The 24,078-nt window shown below is 71.2% G+C and carries 18 protein-coding genes; 13 read left to right on the top strand and 5 right to left on the bottom strand.

What is annotated here, in order from left to right:
* The first annotated feature begins 88 nt into the window (after positions 1 to 88).
* Entirely contained in the window at positions 89 to 742 is a 654-nt protein-coding gene (locus tag I004_RS0100985) for an RNA polymerase sigma factor (protein ID WP_028433968.1), read from the top strand.
* A complete protein-coding gene (locus I004_RS0100990) occupies positions 742 to 2,052 on the top strand; it encodes a hypothetical protein (RefSeq protein WP_028433969.1) in 1,311 nt (436 codons plus the stop codon). Before I004_RS0100985 ends, I004_RS0100990 begins: the two co-directional genes overlap by 1 nt.
* Before the next feature lie 575 nt (positions 2,053 to 2,627).
* On the opposite strand, the gene I004_RS0100995 is transcribed toward I004_RS0100990, so the two are convergent.
* Complete coding sequence (locus I004_RS0100995; protein ID WP_028433970.1) at positions 2,628 to 3,527, bottom strand: L,D-transpeptidase family protein; 900 nt, start codon at positions 3,525 to 3,527, stop codon at positions 2,628 to 2,630.
* 296 nt (positions 3,528 to 3,823) lie between these two features.
* Between I004_RS0100995 and I004_RS0101000 the strand changes: the two genes are divergently transcribed.
* Complete coding sequence (locus I004_RS0101000; protein WP_028433971.1) at positions 3,824 to 5,422, top strand: methylmalonyl-CoA mutase family protein; 1,599 nt, start codon at positions 3,824 to 3,826, stop codon at positions 5,420 to 5,422.
* A 205-nt stretch (positions 5,423 to 5,627) separates the two neighbouring features.
* Here the strand turns inward: I004_RS0101000 and I004_RS0101005 are convergent, their stop codons facing one another.
* Positions 5,628 to 6,350: an HAD family hydrolase gene (locus I004_RS0101005; protein WP_028433972.1), complete on the bottom strand. Its 723-nt coding sequence runs from the start codon at positions 6,348 to 6,350 to the stop codon at positions 5,628 to 5,630.
* 91 nt (positions 6,351 to 6,441) lie between these two features.
* Between I004_RS0101005 and I004_RS0101010 the strand changes: the two genes are divergently transcribed.
* Complete coding sequence (locus I004_RS0101010; RefSeq protein WP_051344566.1) at positions 6,442 to 7,881, top strand: amidase; 1,440 nt, start codon at positions 6,442 to 6,444, stop codon at positions 7,879 to 7,881.
* Between the two features lie 229 nt (positions 7,882 to 8,110).
* Entirely contained in the window at positions 8,111 to 10,108 is a 1,998-nt protein-coding gene (locus tag I004_RS0101015) for an elongation factor G (RefSeq protein ID WP_028433974.1), read from the top strand.
* A gap of 72 nt (positions 10,109 to 10,180) precedes the next feature.
* Here I004_RS0101015 and I004_RS0101020 read toward each other — a convergent pair whose 3' ends face one another.
* Complete coding sequence (locus tag I004_RS0101020; protein WP_028433975.1) at positions 10,181 to 10,897, bottom strand: FadR/GntR family transcriptional regulator; 717 nt, start codon at positions 10,895 to 10,897, stop codon at positions 10,181 to 10,183.
* A gap of 326 nt (positions 10,898 to 11,223) precedes the next feature.
* On the opposite strand from I004_RS0101020, the gene I004_RS31380 reads away from it, so the two are divergent.
* Positions 11,224 to 11,736 (top strand): gluconokinase, encoded by a 513-nt coding sequence (locus I004_RS31380; RefSeq protein ID WP_051344662.1) that lies wholly within the window; start codon positions 11,224 to 11,226, stop codon positions 11,734 to 11,736.
* A gap of 141 nt (positions 11,737 to 11,877) precedes the next feature.
* Positions 11,878 to 13,281, top strand: a complete 1,404-nt coding sequence (locus I004_RS0101030) for a GntT/GntP/DsdX family permease (protein WP_028433976.1) — start codon at positions 11,878 to 11,880, stop codon at positions 13,279 to 13,281.
* Positions 13,282 to 13,349: 68 nt separating this feature from the next.
* On the opposite strand, the gene I004_RS0101035 is transcribed toward I004_RS0101030, so the two are convergent.
* Both I004_RS0101035 and I004_RS0101040 read right to left on the bottom strand, forming a co-directional pair.
* Positions 13,350 to 14,747, bottom strand: a complete 1,398-nt coding sequence (locus tag I004_RS0101035; RefSeq protein ID WP_028433977.1) for a polysialyltransferase family glycosyltransferase — start codon at positions 14,745 to 14,747, stop codon at positions 13,350 to 13,352.
* 32 nt (positions 14,748 to 14,779) lie between these two features.
* On the bottom strand, positions 14,780 to 15,766 hold the full coding sequence (locus I004_RS0101040) for a glycosyltransferase family 2 protein (RefSeq protein WP_028433978.1): 987 nt from the start codon (positions 15,764 to 15,766) through the stop codon (positions 14,780 to 14,782).
* Positions 15,767 to 16,021: 255 nt separating this feature from the next.
* Here I004_RS0101040 and I004_RS0101045 point away from each other — a divergent pair, with 255 nt between their 5' ends.
* The 6 genes from I004_RS0101045 to I004_RS0101070 all read left to right on the top strand — a co-directional run bounded on the left by I004_RS0101045 (position 16,022) and on the right by I004_RS0101070 (position 23,949).
* Positions 16,022 to 17,383 carry a DUF6716 putative glycosyltransferase gene (locus I004_RS0101045; RefSeq protein WP_028433979.1) on the top strand — a complete coding sequence of 454 codons (1,362 nt, stop codon included), beginning with the start codon at positions 16,022 to 16,024 and terminating at the stop codon, positions 17,381 to 17,383.
* 78 nt (positions 17,384 to 17,461) lie between these two features.
* A complete protein-coding gene (locus tag I004_RS0101050; protein WP_051344567.1) occupies positions 17,462 to 18,736 on the top strand; it encodes an acylneuraminate cytidylyltransferase in 1,275 nt (424 codons plus the stop codon).
* Between the two features lie 40 nt (positions 18,737 to 18,776).
* On the top strand, positions 18,777 to 19,721 hold the full coding sequence (locus I004_RS0101055; protein WP_028433981.1) for an N-acetylneuraminate synthase family protein: 945 nt from the start codon (positions 18,777 to 18,779) through the stop codon (positions 19,719 to 19,721).
* Between the two features lie 20 nt (positions 19,722 to 19,741).
* Positions 19,742 to 21,103, top strand: a complete 1,362-nt coding sequence (locus I004_RS31385; protein WP_486579631.1) for a hypothetical protein — start codon at positions 19,742 to 19,744, stop codon at positions 21,101 to 21,103.
* A 126-nt stretch (positions 21,104 to 21,229) separates the two neighbouring features.
* Positions 21,230 to 22,513: an amidohydrolase gene (locus I004_RS0101065; protein WP_028433982.1), complete on the top strand. Its 1,284-nt coding sequence runs from the start codon at positions 21,230 to 21,232 to the stop codon at positions 22,511 to 22,513.
* A 404-nt stretch (positions 22,514 to 22,917) separates the two neighbouring features.
* Positions 22,918 to 23,949 (top strand): BMP family ABC transporter substrate-binding protein, encoded by a 1,032-nt coding sequence (locus I004_RS0101070; RefSeq protein ID WP_028433983.1) that lies wholly within the window; start codon positions 22,918 to 22,920, stop codon positions 23,947 to 23,949.
* Positions 23,950 to 24,078: the final 129 nt, after the last annotated feature.

The raw sequence follows: 24,078 nt of genomic DNA on the forward strand, positions 1-24,078 counted from the left end.
CGCAGGTATCAGCGAGACGACGACACGCGCCCGACCAGGGGCGTGACCAGATCCGTTGGGACATCGCGGAGTGGGGCGAGAGACGGCCGTGCAGGGGGACGACGCGGAGTTGACAGCCGCGGTGCGTGCGGCACAGGGCGGGGACGAAGTCGCTTTCCGCATTGTGTACCGCACTGTGCACCCGCGGCTGCTCGGCTATGTCCGCACCCTGGTCAGTGACGCCGACGCCGAGGACGTCACATCCGAGGCCTGGCTGCAGATAGCCCGCGACATCAGCCGGTTCAGCGGCGACGCGGACCGCTTCCGCGGCTGGGCCGCGCGAATAGCCCGCAACCGGGCGCTCGATCATCTGCGTACGAGAGGACGCCGCCCCGTCATCGGCGGCGACGAGAGCGACCTGGCCGTGCTGCCGGCCGGCGCCGACACCGCCGCCGAGGCGCTCGAAGCACTCGGCACCGGCCGCACGATGGCCCTGATATCCAGACTTCCGCAGGACCAGGCCGAGGCCGTCGTGCTGCGCGTGGTCGTCGGACTCGACGCCCAGAGCGCCGCCGACGTGCTGGGCAAGCGGGCCGGCGCCGTACGGACGGCAGCGCACCGTGGCCTGCGCAAGCTCGCGCAGCTCCTGGACGAATCCACCGAAGATCTTCCGGATACGGGAGAACCGCCACCCCCTCCTGATGCGTCTCGTACGGCACGCGGTGTGACGCATAAGGCCACACGAACGCTGAGGGAAACGTGATGGCGGACGACGACCGGTACAGGTGGCTGGACGACGAAGCGGCGGAGCGCTTGCTCCGCGGCCAGGTGGTCAATGCGCGTAGCACCCGGCGCATCGGACGTCACGCGGCCGATCACGACAACGTTGAAGGCGCTCCCACCAGCGGCTACGGCCGTCCCGCGCCCGGTCCCTCCTGGGCACGCGCCCATGGTTCCGTGCCGGAGCAGCGCACCGGTGAGGAGAGCCTCGACTCCTTCCTCGACTCGCTCGTGGCCGAGCAGACGGCGACGCTGCACGCGCTGGGCCTGGCCCGCACCGGAAGGGTCCCGGCCGAAATGGGCGGCGAACTGCCCGGAGAGGCCGCCGCCGTGGACGCGTTCCGCGAGGCGAATCTGGTGACGAACGCCGGGCACAGCGGCACCGTCGACATCTCGGCGGGGCCCACCGAGGCCGAAACCGTCGTCGGCAGGCGCGCCGCGCGTGAGAACCAGAAGCGACGGTCCCGCGACCGCCGTCCCGGGCGCACCTCCCTGATGGGACGTCCGCTGCGTGCCGGCTTCGCCATGGCTGTCGCCGGATGCGCGCTCGGCGGTGCGGCGGTCGCGGCCGGAACGGGCGTGCTGCCCACGCCCTTCGGCGGCGGCGGTTCACCCGCGGCGAGTGTGTCCCCGCTGGCCAGTCCCGATGAACGCGAGGACTCGGCGGGCGCCGGCGGCAGCCCGTACGACGGCGACGGCCCAAGACGCGGCACCCGCGAGGGTGACCCGTCCGACTCGCCCAGTGGCGAGGACCTCGCGGGCAAGGAGCGCGGACGGGACGGGAAGTCCAAGGGCCCCGCCGACGACGAGGACTGGTGGAACGGCAACGGCAAGGGCCTCTCGGAGTCGGACAAGAAGGCCATGGCCCGTGCGCTCTGCAACGCGTACGAGGACGACAAGCTCTCCACGCACGACAGGTTCCGCCTCGAGTTGGTGGCCGGTGGCCCCGAGGGCGTGAAGAAGTGGTGCGACAGGCACGAAGGAGGCCGTGACGACTCCGACGGCGTGGGCAGTTCGGGAGGCGTAGGCGCACCCGGCGGTCCGGGTGGTCCGGGCGGCCCGGGAGGGGACGACGGCGACCACGACGATCACGACGGCGACGGCGGCGGATACAACGGCGGAGAGTCGGGCGGCGGTGAGTCCGACGGCGGCGGTGACGGCGGCAGCAGGCCCGACGACGGTGGCGGCTCCGAGGGCCCCGACGGTCAGACCGGCGACTCGGAAGGCGTGTCCTCGCCGGACGCCGATGCCTCACCGAGTGCGGAAGAGACCGCCTCGGCCGGGGCCCAGTAACAGGGGCGCGAACTCCCCGTGCGCCGGACCTCGTTCGGTTCCGCGCAAGCAAAGCCCCCGGCTTCCGCCGGGGGCTTCGTCGTGCGGCCGACGGCGACCGGGGGCGGCGGCCGGAGTGCGGTCGCATGGTGCCCGGGGTGCCGCAGCCGGACGCCGGGCACGACGATGACGGGACCGCATGCGGGCAGGCCACCGTCTCGGCAACGAGCGCGCGAACTGCCGCCGAACCGCCCTGTGCTGGGGTGTTACCCGCGGAAGCACCGGCGTGACGCAGGTCACACAATTTAGTTGAATGCTGGTGTGACACTTTCGGCGTGGACGGCGCAGTAACTAGTGAGCCGACTGGTCATCGGCTGCGCGACAAGTCCGAGGTTCCCCCCGTACCTTCGGGCTCGCGCATATGGCGCGGGCGGGACACGTTCCCCCGGTCCCGCCCGCGCCCCATCTTCATCGGGGATCCGGCGTCACAGCCGACGAAGCCGCCCTCAGGGGCGGCTTTCTTGCTTCTCGCCCTCACCCAAGCTTCTTGTCGCGTCTCTGTCCGCGCTTCTCGTGGCAGGCGGGCGGCCGGGGGCTCACTTGTAGACGACGACCTTGTCGCCCTTCCGTACCTGCGCGAAGAGCGCCGCGATCTTCTTCTTGTCCCGCACGTTGACGCAGCCGTGCGACGCGCCCGAGTACCCGCGGGCCGCGAAGTCCGAGGAGTAATGGATCGCTTGGCCGCCGCTGAAGAACAGCGCGTAGGGCATCGGGGTGTCGTAGATCGTCGAGACGTGGTCACGGCTCTTGAAGCCGACGCTGAACTTCCCCTCCCGCGTGGGCGTGTAGGCCGAGCCGAAGCGCACGTCCATCGCCGAGAGCATCCGCCCGTTCACGTACCAGGCCAGCGTGCGGCTCTTCTTGCTGACGCACAGCGCGCGCCCCGTGAGGCAGCGCGGATCCGGGGTGTCCAGCGGAAGCGTTGTCGGCGGGTACAACTCGCCGTGCGACGGCGGAGTTGTGCGGGCGCGCAGCGCGGCCCACACGCTCGATGTGACCGCCCCGCCGGCGCTCATGCCCTGCTGCCGCTGGAAGGAGCGGACCGAAGCCGCGGTGACGGAGCCGTAGTAGCCCGTCGGATTGCGGTCGAAGAGCTGCAACTTGCGCAATCGCGCCTGGAGTTCGCGCACCTGCGCTCCGCCCGCACCCGTCGCGAAGAGCACGGGGTCGGCAGGCGCCGCCCGCTTCGCCGGCCGCGCCTGCGCGGGCTTGTCGGGGTTCTTGTCCTGTGTGCTGTTGCTCACGGACGAGCGCGCGGGCCTCTCGGTCGGCGCGGGCGCGACCGAAGTCTTCGTCACATGGATCGGCGCACTCCCATTCGTCTGCACCTTGCACCCCGCCGCTGCGCCCCCGCCGATCACGAGTGCGGCCGTCACCGCCCACACGCTGCTGTGCCTTACAACTACCGGCCTTCTCGGCCGTCCGGCCCCCGCCATGCAAACCCCCGGTGCCTGATCGGACAACACGGAATTCCCGACATCGATCGCCCATTCTCTTCCCTCGCGGTCCGCGTGTGAACCTCGGTGCATCGCGGCATCCTGTGAGGGCGGGACGTCATGCTGTGAGCAAGGTCCCAGCTTGCGGGCCTGCAACGGACGGACGCGGATCGCTACAGTCCGTGGCAATCGAAGACGACAGCCCGAGCGGCAGCAGGCTCACCCGAGCGGCGCCGCAACGGGACTGCGGCCGGAGAAGCACCGGCGCGACCCCAGACCGTACGGAGGCACAGTCCATGGCACGCCAGTCGGGCAACCAGCGGTTCAACGAGAGCGGTCTGCCCATCGAGCCTGTCTACGGTCCGGACGCGCTGCGTGACTGGGACGCCCCGGAGAAGCTGGGCGAGCCCGGCGCCTACCCGTACACGCGTGGCGTCTACCCGAGCATGTACACCGGCCGGCCCTGGACGATGCGGCAGTACGCGGGCTTCGGTACGGCCAGCGAGTCCAACGCGCGCTACAAGCAGCTCATCGAGAACGGCACGATGGGCCTGTCCGTCGCCTTCGACCTCCCGACCCAGATGGGCCACGACTCCGACGCGCAGCTCGCACACGGCGAGGTCGGCAAGGTGGGCGTCGCGATCGACTCCATCGACGACATGCGCGTGCTCTTCGGCGGGATTCCGCTGGAGGAAGTCTCCACCTCGATGACGATCAACGCGCCTGCCGCGCTTCTGCTGTTGCTCTACCAACTCGTCGCCGAGGAGCAGGGCGCGGACCCGGCGAAGCTCACGGGCACCATCCAGAACGACGTGCTCAAGGAGTACATCGCGCGCGGCACGTACATCTTCCCGCCCAAGCCCTCGCTGCGGCTGATCGCGGACATCTTCAAGTACTGCCGCGCCGAGATCCCCAAGTGGAACACCATCTCCATCTCCGGCTACCACATGGCCGAAGCCGGTGCCACGCCCGCGCAGGAGATCGCCTTCACGCTCGCTGACGGCATCGAGTACGTCCGTACTGCCGTCGCGGCCGGGATGAGCGTCGACGACTTCGCGCCGCGGCTGTCGTTCTTCTTCGTGGCGCGCACGACGCTGCTGGAGGAGGTCGCCAAGTTCCGTGCGGCGCGGCGCATCTGGGCACGGGTGATGCGGGAGGAGTTCGGGGCGGAGAACCCCAAGTCGCTGATGCTGCGCTTCCATACGCAGACGGCCGGTGTGCAGCTCACGGCCCAGCAGCCCGAGGTCAACCTGGCCCGGGTGACGGTGCAGGCACTGGGCGCCGTCCTCGGCGGCACGCAGTCGCTGCACACCAACTCCTACGACGAGGCCATCGCGCTGCCCACGGACAAGTCGGCGCGACTGGCGCTCCGCACCCAGCAGGTCCTCGCCTACGAGACGGACGTGACGGCGACCGTCGACCCGTTCGCCGGCTCGTACGTCGTGGAGTCGATGACCGACGACGTGGAGGCGGCGGCCGTCGCCCTGATGGAACAGGTCGAGGACAGGGGCGGCGCGGTCAACGCGATCGAACAGGGCTTCCAGAAGGAAGAGATCGAGCGCAGCGCGTACGCGATCGCGCGGGAGACCGACAGCGGTGAGCGGGTCGTCGTCGGCGTGAACCGCTTCCAGCGCGACGAGGAGGACCCGTACGAGCCGCTGCGCGTCGACCCGGCGATCGAGCAGCAGCAGTGCGAGCGGCTCGCGCGGCTCCGGGCGGAGCGCGATCAGGCGGCCGTCGACGGGGCGCTGGCGGAGCTGCGCAAGGCGGCGGAGGGCACGGACAACGTCCTCTACCCGATGAAGGAGGCGCTGCGGGCGCGGGCCACGGTCGGGGAGGTTTGCAACACGCTGCGGGAGATCTGGGGCGCGTACGTGCCGACGGACTCGTTCTGACGGTTCCGGCTGGCGCCTTGCCTGGCCCCGGTTCGCCTACGGTTCGTGGTGTGTGCGGGGTCCTTCGGGGGGTGCGGGTGTGCGCCGTCGGTTCGTGGTGGGTGCCGGGTGCGGGCCGTTCCGGGGGCGGCACGCCCCCGCCACCACTCACGCACCGACGGCGCCCAACGGCCAACCCCAGCGCCGCGGCACGCCCCCAGGCGCCTCACGCGCGCGTCGCCGCAACCAACCGCAGCACCGCCTCGAGCCCACGTTCCGACCCCGGGGACGCCCCCGCCGGGAGGACGTAGGCGCGGAGGCCCGCCGACGCCGCGCCGCCGTCCTTCGAGGGGTGGTCGCCGACCATCAGCGTTTCGCCGGGCTCGACGCCCAACTCCCCGCACGCGTGCTGGAAGAGTCGCGGGTCGGGCTTCTCCGAGTCGTGCTCGTACGAGTGGACCCACGAGGAGAAGTGGTTCGCGAGCCCGTGGTGGGTGAACGTCGCGCGCAGGTCCCAGCCCACGTCACTGACCACCCCCAGCGCGATGCCCCGCGCGAGCAGCCCCGCGAGGACCGCTTCGGAGTCGGCGTACGGACGCCAGTGCTCCGGGGCCTGCAACTGCTCGTACATCGCATCGGCGTAGGGCGCGAGGGCGGGGGCTGAGGTGTACCACGTGGTGAAGGCGTGCCGGTGCGCCTTCGACGAGACGTCACGGCCGCGCTGGGCCTCGATCACGCCGGGGTCCTGGAGGCCCGTCTCCAGGTCGGTGAGGATCTCCTCCATCTCCGCCTCTCCCACGGGATCCGGCAGCAGCGCGCGGACACGGTCGGCGTAGGTGCCGATCTGGAAGAGCGTGCCGGAGAAGTCGAAAAGCACAGCGCGGATGGTCGGCGGTGCAGGGGAACGGCGGGCGCGGATGGGGCCTTCGGGGCCGCAGACGACGGTCATGTGACTTTCCTAGCTCATCCGCGGCGTTGCCGAGCGGGCAACGGGGGAGCAGGATGTGGGTCACATTACCGACGAGTATGGGGAGTGACTGGTGACGGCAGAGGTCGGTACGCAAGTTGCGCCTCGGGAGTCGCGCGGGCTGGCCGAGCAGGCCGCGGCCCTGGCCGCGGGCGAGGTGACGGCACGTGAGCTGACCGAGCGTGTCTTGACCCGCATCGCCGCGACGCAGCCGACGCTCAACGCGTTCCGCCGCGTGCGGGGTGACGCCGCGCTCGTCGAAGCGGACGCGGCCGACCGGCAGTTGGCGCGTGGCGAGCGCCTGCCCCTGCTGGGCGTGCCCGTCGCGGTGAAGGACGACGTGGACGTGACGGGCGAGCCCACCGCCTTCGGCTGCCCCGGCGACTTCCCCCGCAAGGAAGCGGACAGCGAGGCCGTGCGCCGGCTCCGCGCGGCGGGCGCCGTCATCGTGGGCAAGACCAACTCCCCCGAGCTGGGCCAGTTCCCCTTCACCGAGGGGCAGGCGTTCGGCGACACCCGCAACCCGTGGAGCCTGGAGCACACGCCGGGCGGGTCCTCGGGCGGATCGGCAGCCGCGGTCGCTGCGGGGCTGGTTCCGGCCGCACTCGGATCGGACGGTGCGGGCTCGATCCGTATCCCCGCGGCCTGGAGTCATCTGGTCGGCATCAAGCCGCAGCGCGGCAGGATCTCGACGATGCCGGAGCCCGAGGCGTTCAAGGGGATCACGGTCTTCGGGCCGTTGGCACGCACCGTGCGGGACGCGGCGCTGCTGCTCGACGTCGCCTCCGGAAGCACGGACGGGGACCTGCACCGCCCCTCGCCGGTCGAGGTTCTGCCCGCGGTCGGACGGGACCCGGGACGCCTGCGCATCGCGCTGTCGCTGCGCCCCCCGTGGACAGCGACGCGGAGGTCACTCGATCCGGTGGTACGTGCCGCGGTCACGGATCTCGCGGAGCGGCTCTCGGCACTCGGTCACGAGGTCGAGGAGGCCGATCCGGACTACGGGCCGATCGGGCTGGCGTTCGTGCCCCGCGCCACCGCGGGCATCCGCGAATGGACCGGCCGCGTCCCCGAGTTCGAGCTGCTGGACCCGCGGACCCGCGGCGCCGCCCGCACGGGGAAGCTGCTGGGCGGATCGGTGCTGCGCGCCGCGCGTGCGGCGGAGGCGCCGTTGCAGCGGCGCGTGGGGCGGATCTTCAGCCGGTACGACGTGGTGCTCGCCCCGACGACGGCGACGCCGCCGCTGCGGATCGGCGACCTGGCGGAGCTCTCGGGTCTGCAGACCGACCGCACGATGATCGCCCACTGCCCGTACGCCTGGCCGTGGAACGCGCTGGGCTGGCCCGGCGTCAACGTCCCCGCCGGGTTCACCACTTCCGGGCTGCCGCTGGGTGCGCAGCTGCTCGGCCCTGCGAGCAGCGAGCCTCTGCTCGTCCAGCTGGCCGCGCAGCTGGAGGCGGACCGGCGGTGGTTCGAGCAGTGGCCGCCGGAGGCGCCGGCCGAGAAGGGCTGAGCCACTTCGCGGGGCCTGTCGCCGTCATCGCCGGGATCGGCGCGACTCTCGGACCGGGGTCGGCGGGCTGAGGGAGGCAGCGGGGCGAGCCGAAAAACGGTTGCCCTGCTTGGCCCGGCTCTGTTGTGCTCCCGGCGTCAGTACCGGCTCAACCGAGGAGAGGCAATGAGGCAGACGTTCATGTCCAACCAGAAGGGAACATTCATCCACCTAAGGGACATGACGCTCTGTGAAAACGCTCAACCTTGGAATCCTGGCGCATGTGGACGCCGGTAAGACGAGCCTTACCGAGCGGCTGCTGCACGCCGCCGGTGTCATCGACGAAGTGGGCAGTGTCGACGAGGGCAGCACTCTGACCGACTCCCTGGCGCTGGAGCGCCAGCGGGGGATCACCATCAAGTCCGCCGTCGTCTCCTTCGCCGTCGACGACGTCACCGTCAATCTGATCGACACCCCCGGCCACCCGGACTTCATCGCCGAGGTGGAACGGGTCCTCAGCGTGCTCGACGGCGCGGTGCTGGTGATCTCAGCCGTCGAGGGCGTGCAGGCGCAGACCCGGGTGCTCATGCGCACCCTGCAGCGGTTGGGCATCCCCACGCTCCTCTTCGTCAACAAGATCGACCGCGCCGGGGCGCAGTACGAGCAGGTCCTGCGAAGGATCACGGAGAAGCTGACGCCGGCGGCCGTCGCGATGGGACGGGTGCGCGGACTCGGCACCCGCGCCGCGGAGTTCACGCCGCACGGCGCATCCGACGACGGCTTCACGGCACGGCTCGCCGAGGTCCTCGCCGAACACGACGACGCTGTGCTGGCGGCGTACGTCGAGGACGAGAAGGCCCTCTCCAGGGAGCGGCTGCGCGGGGAGCTGGCGGCCCAGTCGAAGCGGGGGCTCGTCCACCCCGTCTTCTTCGGCTCGGCCATCACCGGTGCCGGCGTCGAAGCGCTGACCGCGGGGCTCAAGGAGCTGCTGCCCGCCGCGGAGGGCGATCCCGACGCACCCGCGCACGGCACCGTCTTCAAGGTCGAACGCGCGGCGGGAGGGCAGAAGACGGCCTACGTCCGCATGTTCTCGGGAACTGTGCGCGTACGGGACCGGCTGCTCCACGGTGACGAGGGCGAGGGCAAGGTCACCGGCATCGACGTGTTCGACAACGGGTCGGACGCCCCGGGACCGTGCGTCGAGGCCGGACGGATCGGCAAGCTGCGCGGGCTCGCCGGGGTCCGTATCGGCGACGCCGTGGGATCGGCCAGGAAGTTGACGCGGGAGGAGCACCACTTCGCACCGCCCACACTGGAGACCGTCGTCCTGCCGTGCCGGCCCGAGGAGTCGGGCGCACTGCACACGGCGCTCACCCAACTCGCGGAGCAGGACCCGCTGATCGGTCTGCGGCAGGACGAACTCCGCGGCGAGATCCACGTGTCGCTCTACGGCGAGGTCCAGAAGGAGGTCGTACAGGCCACGCTCGCCGACGAGTTCGGGCTCGACGTCGCCTTCCGCGAGTCGACGACCATCTGCGTCGAACGGCTCGACGGGCCCGGTTCGGCCGCGGAGATCATGAACAAGGAGCTCAACCCGTTCCTCGCCACCGTCGGTCTGCGCATCGAACCGGCACCGCCCGGCAGCGGTGTGCGGTACGGACTGGAGGTCGAGCTCGGCTCCATGCCCTACGCGTTCATGAGGGCCGTCGAGGACACCGTGCGCGAGACGCTGCGCGAGGGGATCCACGGCTGGGAGATCCCCGACTGCACGGTCACCATGACGCACTCCGGCTACGCACCGCGCCAGAGCCACGCCCACGCGATCTTCGACAAGAGCATGTCCAGCACCGGGGCCGACTTCCGCCAGCTGACACCCCTTGTCGTGATGGAGGCGCTCAGGGATGCGGGGACGACCGTCCACGAGCCGATGCACCGGTTCCGGCTGGAGATCCCCGCGGAGACGTTCGGTGCCGTGCTGCCCGCGCTGTCACGCCTGCGCGGGGTGCCGCAGGCGCCGGTGACGAAGGGCGACGCGTATCTGCTGGAGGGCGAGATCCCTGCGGCGCGCGTGCATGAGCTGGAGCAGCAACTGCCCACGCTGACAAGCGGGGAGGGGGTGCTGGAGTGCGCCTTCGCCCGCTACCGGCCGGTGGTGGGGGAGATCCCGTCGCGTCCGCGCACCGACCACGACCCCCTCAACAGGAAGGAGTACCTGCTGCGCGTCGTGCGGAGGGTGGCAGGAGCCTGACCCGCGCCCTTGCCCTTTCGTCTTCCCGTGCCCTTGCCCGTGCCCCCTCGGGCGGGGGCGCCGGGCGGCGATTCACGGTGCGAGGACGTCCAGTTCGGCCAGGGCGTCCTCCGTGATGGTGCGCATCAGGCGCTCCGCGGCCGCGCCGTCGCCTTCCCTCACGGCCTCCGCGACCTGGACGTGCATGGTGACGGCCTCCTGGCGGGGATCGCTGAACATCACCTCGTGCTCGGTGCGTCCGGTGAGGACGGCGGCGACGACATCGCCGAGCCGCGCGAACATCTCGTTCCGCGACGCCCGCAGTATCACGCGGTGGAACGCGACGTCGTGGACGAGGTAGTTCGCAAGCTGCTCCCCGCGGGAGGTGCGCACCATGCCCAGGGTGTGCTCGGTCAGCTCGGCGCACTCCTCCGGGGTGGCCAGCTCCGCCGCGAGGCGGGCAGCCATGGGTTCGACCGCCGAGCGCAGCCTCGTCAGGGAACGCAGCTGCCGCGGCCGGTCCGCTCCCGCGAGGCGCCAGGTGATCACCTGCGGATCGAAGACGTTCCACTGCTCGGCCGGCAGCACGGTCACGCCCACCCGGCGGCGCGACTCCACGAGATGCATGGACTCCAGCACCCGCACCGCCTCGCGCACGACCGTGCGTGAGACCTCGTACCGCTCGGCCAGTTCGTCCGTGAGCAGGACGGTTCCCGGCGGGTAGTCGCCCGCGGTGATCGCGGGCCCGAGCCGGCCGAGCAGCCGCGCGTGCAGCCCCCGCCCCTGGCCGTCCGCAGCCTGGCTGGTCAATGAGTCTCCTGAGTTCTCCGCCTCGTCGGCTCAGCGTACGTGGTGGCCGTCACGCCAATTAAGTATGACGAATCTATGTCTCCCTATTGAATAAGTGTTACGTAATGAGGTTGAGTGTGCGGCGCCCAGACGAAGACGACAGCGAGGTGCGCATGGGGTCTCCTCACGAAAGGCGTGGCGCCTCCCCGCCGATGGCTCGGGGTCTGCCCACCGAAGGCCGGGGACCGGGCGGGACGCGTCCGGCGGGCGGCGGCCGTGACCAGGGACGCGAAGGCCACCACGCCCGCCCGGCCGCGTTGCCCCCCGCGGGCGGCGTCGTGATCGTCATGGGGGTTGCCGGCACCGGCAAGACCACCGTGGGGGCGCTGCTCGCCGAGGCGCTGGCGGTGCCCTACGCCGAGGCCGATTCCTTCCATCCGCCGGAGAACGTCGCCAAGATGACCGCCGGCGAACCCCTGGACGACACCGACCGGCAGCCCTGGCTCGACGCCATCGGCCGATGGGCCGGCGAGCGTCGGGAATCCGGAGGGGTCGTCAGCTGCTCGGCGCTCAAGCGCGCCTACCGTGACCGGCTGCGCGCCGCCGCCCCCGGGGTCTTCTTCGTCCACCTCACCGGCGACCGCGCGCTCATCGCCCGGCGCATGGAGCAGCGCCGCGACCACTTCATGCCCCTCACGCTGCTGGATTCGCAGTTCGCGACGCTCCAGCCGCTGCAGCGGGACGAAGCCGGGACCGCCGTCCCCGTGTGCGCCGATCCCGGCACCGTGACCCGGCGGGCCCTGGCGGCCGTGCGCGAGTGGTCCGCCGTTCCGGAGGGGCCGCCGGCGGTCCGCCCGTAGGCGTCGTCCCCACGTCGTCCGGGTCGCCCTTCGGCCCGGACGTCGCCTCACTGCCGCGCCCGCCCGCTCGTGCGGTCCCGGCAGTCACATGAACCGACCCCCGTCCCCGTAACCCCGTTCACGCGTTGACAAGGAAGAGCCGTGCGCCATCTCAGTGCCGAGATACTTGCGGCCGGACCGGAGCCGATAGATCCGATCAGCTCCGCCGGCAACCTTCAGCTGGGGCTCGCAGCCCTGGCAGGCATCGCCGTCATCGTTCTGCTCATCACCCGCTTCAAGGTCCACGCGTTCCTGGCGCTCACCCTCGGCACCCTCGCTCTCGGTGCCGTGGCGGCCGCCCCGCTGGACAAGACCATCGAGAGCTTCTCCACGGGACTTGGCGACACGGTCTCCGGGGTCGGCGTCCTCATCGCGCTGGGCGCCATGCTCGGCAAGCTGCTGGCGGACTCCGGCGGCGCCGACGAGATCGTCGACACGATCCTCGCCAGGACGGGCGAACGCTCGATGCCGTGGGCGATGGCCCTGATCGCGGGCATCATCGGGCTTCCGCTCTTCTTCGAGGTCGGCCTCGTGCTGATGATCCCCGTGCTGCTGCTCGTCGCACGGCGCGGCAACTACTCCCTCATCCGGATCGGAATCCCGGCGCTGGCCGGGCTGTCGGTGATGCACGGCCTGGTGCCTCCGCACCCCGGGCCGCTCGCCGCCATCGACTCGGTGCACGCGGACCTCGGTGTGACCCTCGCCTTCGGCGTGCTCGTGGGCATCCCGACCCTGGTCGTCTCCGGTCCCCTCTTCGCGCGCTTCGCGGCGAAGTGGGTCGACGTGCAGCCGCCCGAGGGGATCGTGCCGCAGCGTCCGTCGGAGGACCTGGAGCGGCGCCCGAAGTTCGCCGTCACCGTCGGCACGGTGCTGCTGCCCGTCGTGCTGATGCTCGCGAAGGCGCTGACGGACATCGTCATCGGCGACCCGGAGAACACGGTGCAGCGGGTCATGGACGTGGCCGGCTCGCCGCTGATCGCACTGCTCGCGGCGGTGATCGTCGCGATGTTCACGCTGGGCAGGGCCGCGGGCTTCACCAAGGGACGGATCACCTCGACCGTCGAGTCGTCCCTGCTGCCCATCGCCGGGATCCTGCTGATCGTCGCCGCGGGCGGCGGTTTCAAGCAGACGCTGGTCGACGTCGGCATCGGCGAGATGATCATGGACTTCTCGAAGAGCTGGTCCGTGCCCGCGCTGCTGCTGGGCTGGCTGATCGCCGTCTGCATCCGGCTGGCGACCGGCTCGGCGACGGTGGCGACCATCTCGGCAGCCGGACTCGTCGCCCCTCTCGCCGCCGACATGAGCACCGCGCAGTCGGCGCTGCTCGTACTGGCCGTCGGCGCCGGCTCCCTGTTCTTCAGCCACGTCAACGACGCCGGCTTCTGGATGGTGAAGGAGTACTTCGGCATGAGCGTCGGCCAGACGATCAAGACGTGGTCGGTGATGGAGACGCTGATCTCCGTCGTCGCACTGATCTTCCTGCTGCTTCTGTGGCTCGTGGTCTAGCGTCCCGCGTCAGGCAGCAAGGGCCGGTGGGTCCGCGTCGAATGCGCGGAACCACCGGCCCTCCGCCGTCAGCCGAGAGCCGCGCGCTTGAGCGCCCGTACGCGCCGGGCCGCCCTGCGCACCGTGGGCCTGCGCCGCAGGAACGCGAACTGCCGTGACCAGCCGCCCGGAAGAACGAGCGCCGTGAGGCGGCGCCGCTTGAAGTAGCGCAGCGTACGGGAGTTGAGATTCGCGGAGAGGTACTGCTCGGCCTCGTCGCGCAGCCCGGGCAGGATCTCGGGCTGCATGCAGAAGCCCACCGTCCGCAGCAGGCCCGTCAGTTGACGGCTGATCTCCGCAGCCTCCGGGATGCGCCACGAACCAGGACCGGTCTCCGGCCCCTCCCCGGCGCTCCTCTCCTCGGCGACGTCCGGGAGCAGCGCGTCGACGAGGGTGACCGGCACCCGGTTGCTGTTCTGGTACGGCGTCAGGCGCTCCAGCAGCAGACCCGTGCCGGTACGGGCAACGGGCAGCCCGTAGAAGGAGGCGGCCGTCAGCAGAGCGGTCGAGAAGCAGCCGACGACGAGGTCGGGCCGCATCTGCTCGTAGAGCACCTCGGCCAGCACCGGAGTGTTCAGCACCCGCAGTTCGACGCCGAGTTCGCCCGCCTCCTTCTCCAGTGCGCGTGAGAAGCGCGCCGGGGCGACGGGGTGCGGTTTGAACACCACGCTGCTGTGGCCGAGTTCGGCGGCGCCGCGCAGCATCCGCACATGAAGCTGCTCCTCCTCCGCGGGGGTGAGGATCTCCAGCGCCGACATGTACTGCCCCAGCAGCAGGGCGCCGCCCCGCGGCACGGACGTCACGCTCGGCGGCACGTCCTGCGCCAGCTGCGCCAGCACGGAGGTGAAGGCGTCGGTGGGCACGACCTCGCTCCGCACGCCGAACTCCGTGAGCAGCAGGGGCTCCAGGCCCGGCAGCAGGTCGAGGTGGAGCAGCCGCCGCACGCGGGAGCCGACCAGCGGGTCGAGCTTGTTGCGGGTGGGGCCGTAGCTCATCAGGCCGTCCGCGTAGACCTCGAGGGGCGCGTCGGGGAACAACCGGGCGACGGCCAGGGCCGGTTCGACCTGGATGGACTCCACGACGAGCTCCACGTCGTCGTCGCCGAGCCCCCACAGCAGCCGCAGATAGCGCTCCAGCATGGGCACGTCGTCCGCGCGCGGCGACCAACCCCCGGGATGGAACGGGTCGATGGCCTCGTTCCACGACAGCACACGGTCGAAGCGGCCCCGCAGCCGCTCGAATCCCGGCATGGTGTCCAGCGCGGGAGTCGTCTCCGGGTTCGCGGCGTTGTTGCTGACCAGCAGCAGCCGGCGGTCGCTTCGACGTGCCCCGTCCGGCAGGCCGGAGGTGAACTTCCCGGCGTCGATGGCGGCGGCCAGCGTCGCGGCGCCGTAGAGGGTCGAGGCGAAGAAGATCTGCGTACGCATGCGGGGGGTCCGTCCTGAGAGGTCTGTGTCGCTCACGCCGCCTCTCCCGGCGCGTGGCGGAAGAGGGCGGGACGGCGGCGCAGCCTGCGCAGCCGGGAGGCGCGCTCGACGTCCATGGAGTCCAGCGCTTCGGAGAGCAGACGAGCGGGAAGCCGCCGGAGCGCGGCGGCGCTGCGGGCGCGCAGCTCGCGCTCCACGCGGGGCTGGAACCGCCCGCTGGTCAGATGGTGGGAGATGATCGCGCAGTACGTGCGCACGGCCTTCGGCAGCAGCTGCTCCGCGTCGGGGTCGCGCGCCGTCTCATCGATGACCTGGTCGAAGGCGCGGATGAAGTCCAGCTGGCGCACGTCGCCGATCTGCGTGAGGGACGAGGCGACGCCGCGCCTGTAGTAGACGCCCATCATTCCGATCGTCGCGAACGACTTCGCCTCGCGGTGCAGCCGCCAGATCCACGGGCGGTCCTCGGCGGTGCGCAGCCCGTGCGTGAAGTGCAGCAGCCCGTCGTCCAGCAGCCGGCGGTGGTAGATGCCGGCCCAGGCGTAGGCGTAGTCGACGGACGTGGTTCGGTCGGCTGGCAGGATCGCCTCCCGCGGGTCCATGACCACGCCGCGGCGGCCGTGCGGGACGCGGGCGATCGTACGGGCACGCGCTGTGCAGCTGACGTGGTCGGTACGTACGAAGTCGCAGCCCAGGTCCTCGATGGCAGCGAGCAGCCGGGGGTAGTAGCCCGGTGCGAGCCAGTCGTCGCCGTCGAGGAAGGCGAGATATCTGCCGCGGGAAGCGTCGAGGCCCGTGTTGCGCGCGGTCGCGAGACCGCCGTTGCGTTCGTGCCGCACGAGGACGGCCCCGTTCAGTTCCCGCTCGGCTTCCGCGAGAATCTCCGGGGTGTCATCCGTCGAACAGTCGTCGACGAGAATGAATTCGATGTCCTCGCGCGCATTCGCGCGTAGGCTTCTGATTGCTTCCGGGGCGTAGGACTGCACGTTGTAGAACGGCACGATGACGGAGAGATTGACCACCCGGCCGACCATAGAGCCGTCGGCGGCACTGTTTGTGGCGTGCTCCGCAAGCGCCGGTGAACGGCGCATGGCGGGACGGTGAATCCGTTCACCCGTGGGCTAGTTGGCCAGTCGGCGGTGCGCTGTTAACCAGCTGTTGTATTTCCGTTGGGCCGGGCTCCGGAAATGCTTTCTAGCGTCGAGGACGTGCCAGCAAACATTCCTCCCGCGGCCGCCGACCATTCCGCGGATTCCGCCTCCCCGCTCCGTACTGCGGTGCTCGCGGATTCCGACACCCGCTGGAAATGGGGAGCACTCACCGCCCGCCGCATCGCCCCCGGCGCCCGCGTCGACGGGCTGCTGCTGCGCGGGCGTGCCACACCGACGCCCCGGCAGCTCGCCGAGGTCGGCGTCGACGTGGACTCGCTGCGGGAGACGACCGGCGCGGCCTTCGTGGGGGAGACCGCGGACCGGAGCAGGTACGACGTCGTCGTCCTCGCCTGTGTCGGCGGGGCGGTGCAGGCGATGCTGCACGGAATGGCGCACGCGTCGCTGACCGCGTCCGCGGAGCACGGCGGAGCCGGTCCCGATGCCGGAGCCGTCAGCGGTGAGGCACACCAGGAGGTGCGGCGTCCGGTGACCGTCACCGGATACGTCGGGGTCGTCTACGAGAAGCTCGCCGACGGGCTGCTGCTGCGCCACGGCGCCGACGTCGTCCTCGCCAACTCCCGCTACGACGCCGAGCGTTTCCGCGAGGTCTACGAGGGCGCCGGCGCCGACGCCTCGTCCGTCACCGAGGGCGCACTCCCGTTCCTCGGCGGCGCACCCTACGAAGGCCCGGGCGCACAGCGTCCGTTCACCGTCGTCTTCGCCGCGCAGCCGTCCGTGCCCGCCGGCCGCGACGACCGTGCCTACCTGCTGCGCCGCGCCGCGGAGCACGCCCGCAGCCACCCCGGGCGCGAGGTGCTCATCAAGCTCCGCAGCCGCCCGGGCGAGCACACCACGCACATCGAGGAGCAGCCCTACCAGCGGCTCTCGGAACGGCTGAGCGGCGGCCTGCCGCCCAACTGCCGCCTCGTCTATGGGCACATGAGCGAGGTTCTGGACCGCACCGACCTCCTCGTGACCGTCAGCTCCACCGCCGCGCTGGAGTCGCTGCACCGGGGTATCCCCACCGCCGTCCTCACCGATCTCGGCGTGCGGGAAGCGCTCGGCAACCACCACTTCCTGGGCTCCGGCTGCCTCGCCTCGTGGGACGAACTCGACACCGGGCACCTGCCGTCCGCCGACGCCGAATGGACGGCACAGCAGGGCGTGCTGGCCGGCGGCACGTATGAGCGCGCCTTCGACCGTGCGCGCGAGCGGGTGGCGCGGCTCGCGGACCGCGACCGGCTGCCTGCGATCGCCCCGTACTACACGCCCGTGACCGCACCCGGATATCTGCCGGGCGTCCTTGCCCGCTACGGCTTCGGCGCCGACGGGTCGGTGCTGCCCGGTGCCGCGAAGGCCGCTGCCGCCGGTGCCTCCTCCGGGGTGCGGGCCGTCGTGCGGGGTGCCGTGCGGGACGCGGCACGCGGGGCGTACCGGCACGGCGTGCAGCGCGTGGCGCCCGTGATCCGCCGCATGGGGGAGCTGTGACGGGCCGTGGCGCCGCGCGCCTGTCCGCGCCGCGCCCGCCCGCGCCTCACCCCCCATCGACCGCCGAGGAGTGTTGACATGACCGAGCTGTCCACCGCAGGACCGGGGACGAACGCCGCCACGGCTCGCGCCCGCCGCGTCCTCGCAGTGATCCCCGCCCGCGGCGGGTCGAAGGGCGTGCCCGCGAAGAACCTCGCCACCGTGGGCGGCGAACCCCTGGTGGCCAGGGCCGTACGGGCGTGCCTCGCCGCGGACCTGGTGACGGACGTGGCCGTGTCCACGGACGACTCGGAGATCGCCGACGCCGCACGCTCGGCCGGCGCCCAGGTCGTGGAGCGGCCCGGTGAGATCGCGGGAGACACCGCGACCAGCGAGGCCGCGGTCCTGCACGCCGTCGACATCTGCGAGTCACGATCGGGAGTCCCCGTCGACGCGGTGCTGCTCGTGCAGTGCACGAGCCCGTTCATCACCCGCGACGACATCGACGCGGTCGCCGGAGCGGTCGTCGAGGGCGGCGCGGACAGTGCCCTGACCGTCGCCCCCTTCCACGGCTTCATCTGGCGCGACGGCCCGGACGCCGCGGACGCCGAGGACACGGCTTCCGGCGGCAGCTCGGGCGAGGCCACCGGCGGCTTCGGCGTCAACCACGACAAGGCGTTCCGGCCGCGCCGCCAGGACCGCCCGCAGGACCTGCTGGAGACCGGCGCCGCGTACGCCATGGACGCCGCCGGCTTCCGCAAGGCCGGACACCGCTTCTTCGGACGCACCGAGCCGGTCCGTACGGACCCGGCCCGCGTCCTTGAGATCGACGACCCGCACGACCTCGCCCGCGCCCGCGCGCTCGCGCCGCTGCTCGACGCGGCGCGCCCCCGCGTGCTGCCGGCCCGCGAGGACGTGGACGCGGTCGTGCTCGACTTCGACGGCACCCAGACCGACGACAGGGTGCTGATCGACTCCGAGGGACGGGAACTGGTCGCCGTGCACCGCGGCGACGGCCTCGGTATCGCCGCGCTCCGCCGCGACGGTCTGGAGCTGCTGATCCTGTCCACGGAGGAGAACCCGGTCGTGGCCGCACGGGCCCGCAAGCTGCGGATCCCCGTACTGCACGGCATCGACCGCAAGGACCTCGCACTCAAGCAGTGGTGCGAGGAGAAGGGCATCGGCCCCGAGCGCGTGCTCTACGTCGGCAACGACGTCAACGACCTGCCCTGCTTCAACCTCGTGGGCTGGCCCGTGGCAGTCGCGGGCGCGCACGAGGTCGTACGCGAGGCGGCACGCGCGATCACCTCGACGCCGGGGGGTGAGGGCGCGATCCGCGAGATCGCCTCATGGCTCCTCGGGCCGTCCCTGTAACTGACCTCAGCAACAAGTGAGATGGAGGAGAACCGTCCTCATGAGCACCAACCGTCTGCGCAGCCTCGGTGAGAAGTCCGTCGGCCCCGGACACCCCGTGTACGTCACCGGCGAGATCGGCATCAACCACAACGGCGAGCTCGAGAACGCATTCGCGCTCATCGACGCCGCCGCCGAGGCCGGCTGCGACGCCGTCAAGTTCCAGAAGCGCACCCCCGAGGTGTGCACCCCGCGCGACCAGTGGGACGTCGAACGCGACACCCCCTGGGGCCGCATGACCTACATCGACTACCGGCACCGCGTCGAGTTCGACGAGGACGGCTACCGCGCCATCGACGAACACTGCAAGAAGCGCGGCATCGACTGGTTCGCCTCCCCCTGGGACGTGGAGTCCGTCGCCTTCCTCGAGAAGTTCGGCGTGCCCTGCTACAAGGTGGCCTCCGCGTCGCTCACCGACGACGAGCTGCTGCGCGCGATGCGCGCCACGGGCCGCACCGTGATCCTCTCCACGGGGATGTCCACGCCGAAGCAGATCCGGCACGCGGTGGAGGTGCTCGGCAGCGCCAACATCGTGCTCTGCCACGCCACTTCGACGTACCCCGCGCAGGCGGGCGAGCTGAACCTGCGGATGATCCACACCCTGGAGCGCGAGTTCCCGAACGTGCCCATCGGCTACAGCGGCCACGAGACCGGTCTGCAGACCACCCTCGCCGCGGTGGCCCTCGGCGCCTCCTTCGTGGAGCGGCACATCACCCTCGACCGCGCCATGTGGGGCTCGGACCAGGCCGCGTCCGTCGAGCCGGGCGGCCTCCAGCGGCTCGTGCGCGACATCCGCACCATTGAGGACTCGCTGGGTGACGGCGTGAAGAAGGTCTACGAGAGCGAGCTGAAGCCGATGGAGAAGCTGCGCCGAGTCAAGGGCGTCGTCGCCGAGGCCGAAGAGGCCGGAGCTGACGGGGCCGACCGCGAGCCGGCAGCAGTCTGACGGGCCGACGGAGCCGCGCAGTGAGCCGAAGCGCACGGGACGGGGCCCGCGCCCGGGGACGCAGGCCGGGCGGCACGCTCGCTTTCGTCGAGAGCCCCGTACAGCTCCTCAACGTCCTGGAGTGGGCGCACTCCGCGGCGGTGATCTCCGCTGCGCCCGGCTCCGTGGAAGCCGGCCCGGCGGGAGCCGCCGCGGAGGTGCCCGGCCTCACGGTGGTCGTCCTCTCCCCCCACGACCCCATGACGCGCGGCCAGTTGCGCCGTGTCGCCGAGCTGGCGCGGGACGAGGGCGTGACGGTGCGCTGGGAGGAGGCGCGTGGCGGTCCCACCGCGCCGATCAAGACGATCGGTTCGCTCGTCCGTGAACTGCGGCGTGCGCGCCGGGTCGTCATCGGCGACCCCTTCTCGCGCTACGTGCAGCTGCTGCTCACGCTGACCTCCGCGCGCAGCGTCGTCGTGGTCGACGACGGCACCGCGACGATGGAGTTCGTCTCCCAACTCGCGGGCGGGGAACGCCTGGTGCGATGGCACCGCAAGGGCTCGGCACCGGCCGGGCCGCAGGCGGCCGCGCAGGCCGTTCTCTTCGCGCCCTTCGCACGGCGGGCGCGCTCCCGGCTCACCCCGGGGGGCCCGCCGCCGCAGGCACCACGGGTCTCGGCGCCGGAGGCAGGGGAAGCGCCGGACCGCCGTGACAGCGAGCGCGTCCGCAGGGTGGAGATCTTCAGCTCGATGCCCGTGGACGCCTCCGACGGGCGGCTGCGGGAGCTCGGCGTCACCGTTGCCGCCAACGACTTCGCCTGGACGCGCTCACGCTTCGGTCCGCCACGGCTGACCCGGGGCACGGACCTCGTCGGCACCTCACTGGTGGAAACCGGGGTCGTGGATCTGGAGCGGTATCTCGAAGGGGTGGCGGACCTGGCACGTACGCACGGTGCCACCCGCTACTTCGCCCACCGCCGCGAGAGCAACGAGAAGCTCCAGCGGGTGCAGTCGGCGACGGGACTCGAGATCGTCCGGCCCGACCTGCCGCTGGAGCTCGTCGCCCGACGCGGTCCCATCGGCCGGACGGTTGTGAGTTTCCCCTCCACGGTCGTGCACACCCTGCCGCTGGCCCTGGCCGGTACGCCCGTCTCGGTGGCGGTCTGCGAGGTGGACCGTACGTGGTTCACGCCGGGCGCCTCACCCCGTGCCGAGGGCTTCCTCTCGGGCGTCACGGACAGTGCACGCCGGGTGCGCAAGCTCGGCGGTCCGGAGGTCCAGGGAGCGGGCCGTACAGTGGTCGGACCCGCAGCCGCCCGTACGGGGCCTGCGGAGAGCGCAACCCCGCCGCAGCAGCCGCCACGCACGTCGATGTCCAGGGAGGCGGGCCAGGCGAGCGCGTAAAAGGGCACAGGTATACCCACCTCCATCAGGACATAATCGCCATCCTCAAAAATTTTTGTCCCCTGAGGGGCTGAACTTTCCGACATCGGCTGCATGCGGTGGCCTGAAAACGCCTACCCTGCGGATATGAACAGAGTCCTGTCCCCCGAGCCGGAGGTGGACCCGACCGGCGAAGCAGCAGTCGAAGCAGCCCTGCTGGGCGTGGTGCCCGAGCTGCCCGGCAGACTTTCCGACGAGCTTCGCGAGGAACTCGTCGCGTTCCGGCGCGACCTGCACATGCACCCGGAACTCGGCAACCAGGAGTTCCGCACGACCGCCGCGATCAAGGCCCGCCTGGAGCAGGTCGGGCTGCGGCCCCGGACCCTGCCCATGGGCACCGGCCTCATCTGCGACATCCACCCCGGCCTCGCCGAGCGCTGGGACGGCGTCCGCCCGATGCTGGCGCTGCGCGCGGACATCGACGCGCTCCCGATCCCGGACACCAAGGCCGTCCCGTACCGGTCGACCGTCCCCGACCGCGCACACGCCTGCGGCCACGACGTGCACACCACGGTCGTGCTCGGAGCCGGGTTCGTCCTCGCGGAACTGGCCCGCGCGGGCCACCTCACGCGTTCCGTACGGCTCCTGTTCCAGCCCGCCGAGGAAGTCCTGCCGGGCGGGGCCACCGACGCGATCGACGGCGGCGCGCTCGACGGCGTCGGCCGGATCATCGCCGTCCACTGCGACCCGCGCGTCGACGCCGGCCGTATCGGGCTGCGCCCCGGCCCGATCACCTCCGCGTGCGACCGCGTCGAGGTGAGCCTCAGCGGCCCGGGCGGTCACACCGCGCGGCCGCATCTGACCACCGACCTGGTCACGGCCGCCGCGAAACTCGTCACCGAGGTGCCCGCGCTGCTCGCCCGCCGCGTCGACGCCCGCGCCGGCATGGCCCTCACATGGGGACGGATCGAATCCGGCCACGCCTGCAACGTCGTGCCGCAGCGGGCGGAGCTCTCCGGCACCCTGCGCTGCCTGGACCTCGCGGCCTGGCGGGACGCGCCCGACCTGGTGCACGCCGCCATCGACGAGACGGCCACGCTGCACCGCGCCAAGTCGGAGATCACGTACGTGCGGGGTGTGCCGCCGGTCGTCAACGAGACAGGCACGACTGAGCTGTTGCGTACGGCGATGACGGCGCGGCGCGGCTCGCCCACGGTGGAGGACACCGAACAGAGCCTGGGCGGCGAGGACTTCTCCTGGTACCTGGAGCATGTTCCCGGTGCGATGGCCCGCCTCGGCGTCCGCCCGCCGGGAGACCGGCACCCGCGGGACCTCCACCAGGGCGACTTCGACGTGGACGAGGCGGCGATCACGGTCGGCGTCGAACTCTTCACGGCGGCGGCCCTCCTGGACACCCCACCCCCCGCCTAAGCGGCTCCCACCTGGCGCAGCCGCCACCTGGTTCGCCTCCGGTCCCTCGCGGGGCCGGGGGTGATTCCCATGGGGGTGCGGGTGTGCGCTGTCGGTTCGTGGTGGGTGCCGGGTGCGGGCCGTTCCGGGGGCGGCTCCGGAACGGCCCGCCCCCGCCACCCAAGACGCACCGATGGCGCCCCCGGCCAACCTCAGCGCCGCGGCACGTCCCCGCCACCACCCACGCACCGACCGCGCCCCCGGCCAACCCCAGCGTCGCACCGTCGTGACCGGGGGCGCAGCCCCCTTGGCACCGATCCGATAACAGCATTCCGGCAAGTCTTTACGTGAAATCTACGCGCGTTAATCTGTGCCGGAAGCCAGCGCCGGAAGAGGCGCTTCCAAGAGCCGAAGGGGACGTCCTCTTGCGTCGGGTAACCAAGCTTGCAGCCGCGGTCACCGCTACCGCGGCCCTCGCCCTGACCGCCACCGCGTGCGGTGAGAGTTCTACAGATTCCGCCGGCAAGAAGGACAAGGGAGTCGGCCTGGCCTTCGACGTCGGCGGGCGTGACGACCACTCCTTCAACCAGGCGGCGGCGCGTGGCGTCGACAAGGCCAAGAAGGACTTGGGCGTCAAGTTCAAGGAGATGACAGCCAGCAACGACGAGACCGAGGCGGACCGTGAGCAGCGCATAACCTCGCTCGCGGAGGCCGGATTCAACCCGGTCATCGGCGTCGGCTTCGACTACGGCAAGTCGATCAACAAGGTCGCCAAGAAGTTCCCGAAGACCACCTTCGGTGTCGTCGACTCCCCCTCCGAGGGGAAGAACGTCGCCGGTCTGGTCTTCGCCGAGCACGAGGCGTCCTACCTCGCGGGTGTCGCCGCGGCGAAGAAGACCAAGACCAAGGAGGTCGGCTTCATCGGCGGCGTCAACAACGCGCTGATCCAGAAGTTCCAGGCGGGCTTCGAGCAGGGTGTGAAGGAGACCGACCCGAAGGTCAAGGTCACTTCGCAGTACCTGTACCCGACGAACACCAAGGGCTTCAACGACCCGGCGGCCGCCAAGGACAAGGCCAAGGGCATGCTCGAGTCCGGAAACGACGTGATCTACTCCGCCGCGGGCCAGTCCGGTGTCGGCTCGATCGAGGAGATCAGCAAGCAGAAGGGTGCCTGGGCGATCGGAGTGGACTCCGACCAGTACACCCAGCCCGGTCTGTCGAAGTACAAGGACGCGATCCTCACCTCCGCCGTCAAGAACGTGGACGTCGCCGTCTACGACCTGGTCAAGAGCGTCGAGGACAAGCAGCCGATGAAGGGCACCACCGCCTTCGACCTGAAGGAGGACGGCGTCTCGCTGGCCACCTCCGGCGGCTTCATCGATGACATCCAGAGCGACATCGACAAGGCCAAGAAGGAAATCATCGACGGCAAGATCAAGGTCAAGGACACCCCGTGACCCTGCTGCCGGTCCGCCGTGAGTAACGGCGGCCGGCAGCAACTCCCGTGCACGGAACGGGAGGCGGTACGGATTCCGGGATCGGGCGTATCCACAGGCAGCGGATGCCTGTGGATGCGCCCGTGACCG

The sequence above is a fragment of the Streptomyces sp. TAA486 genome (assembly GCF_000426165.1).

Bases quoted from the DNA above. Each gene is read 5' to 3' on its own strand.
- I004_RS0101050 (WP_051344567.1), top strand. From the start codon at position 17,462: ATGACCGAGCTGTCCACCGCAGGACCGGGGACGAACGCCGCCACGGCT.
- I004_RS0100990 (WP_028433969.1), top strand. From the start codon at position 742: ATGGCGGACGACGACCGGTACAGGTGGCTGGACGACGAAGCGGCGGAG.
- I004_RS0101035 (WP_028433977.1), bottom strand. From the start codon at position 14,747: ATGCGTACGCAGATCTTCTTCGCCTCGACCCTCTACGGCGCCGCGACG.
- I004_RS0101065 (WP_028433982.1), top strand. From the start codon at position 21,230: ATGAACAGAGTCCTGTCCCCCGAGCCGGAGGTGGACCCGACCGGCGAA.
- I004_RS31380 (WP_051344662.1), top strand. From the start codon at position 11,224: ATGGGGGTTGCCGGCACCGGCAAGACCACCGTGGGGGCGCTGCTCGCC.
- I004_RS0101055 (WP_028433981.1), top strand. From the start codon at position 18,777: ATGAGCACCAACCGTCTGCGCAGCCTCGGTGAGAAGTCCGTCGGCCCC.
- I004_RS0101005 (WP_028433972.1), bottom strand. From the start codon at position 6,350: ATGACCGTCGTCTGCGGCCCCGAAGGCCCCATCCGCGCCCGCCGTTCC.
- I004_RS0101000 (WP_028433971.1), top strand. From the start codon at position 3,824: ATGGCACGCCAGTCGGGCAACCAGCGGTTCAACGAGAGCGGTCTGCCC.
- I004_RS0100995 (WP_028433970.1), bottom strand. From the start codon at position 3,527: ATGGCGGGGGCCGGACGGCCGAGAAGGCCGGTAGTTGTAAGGCACAGC.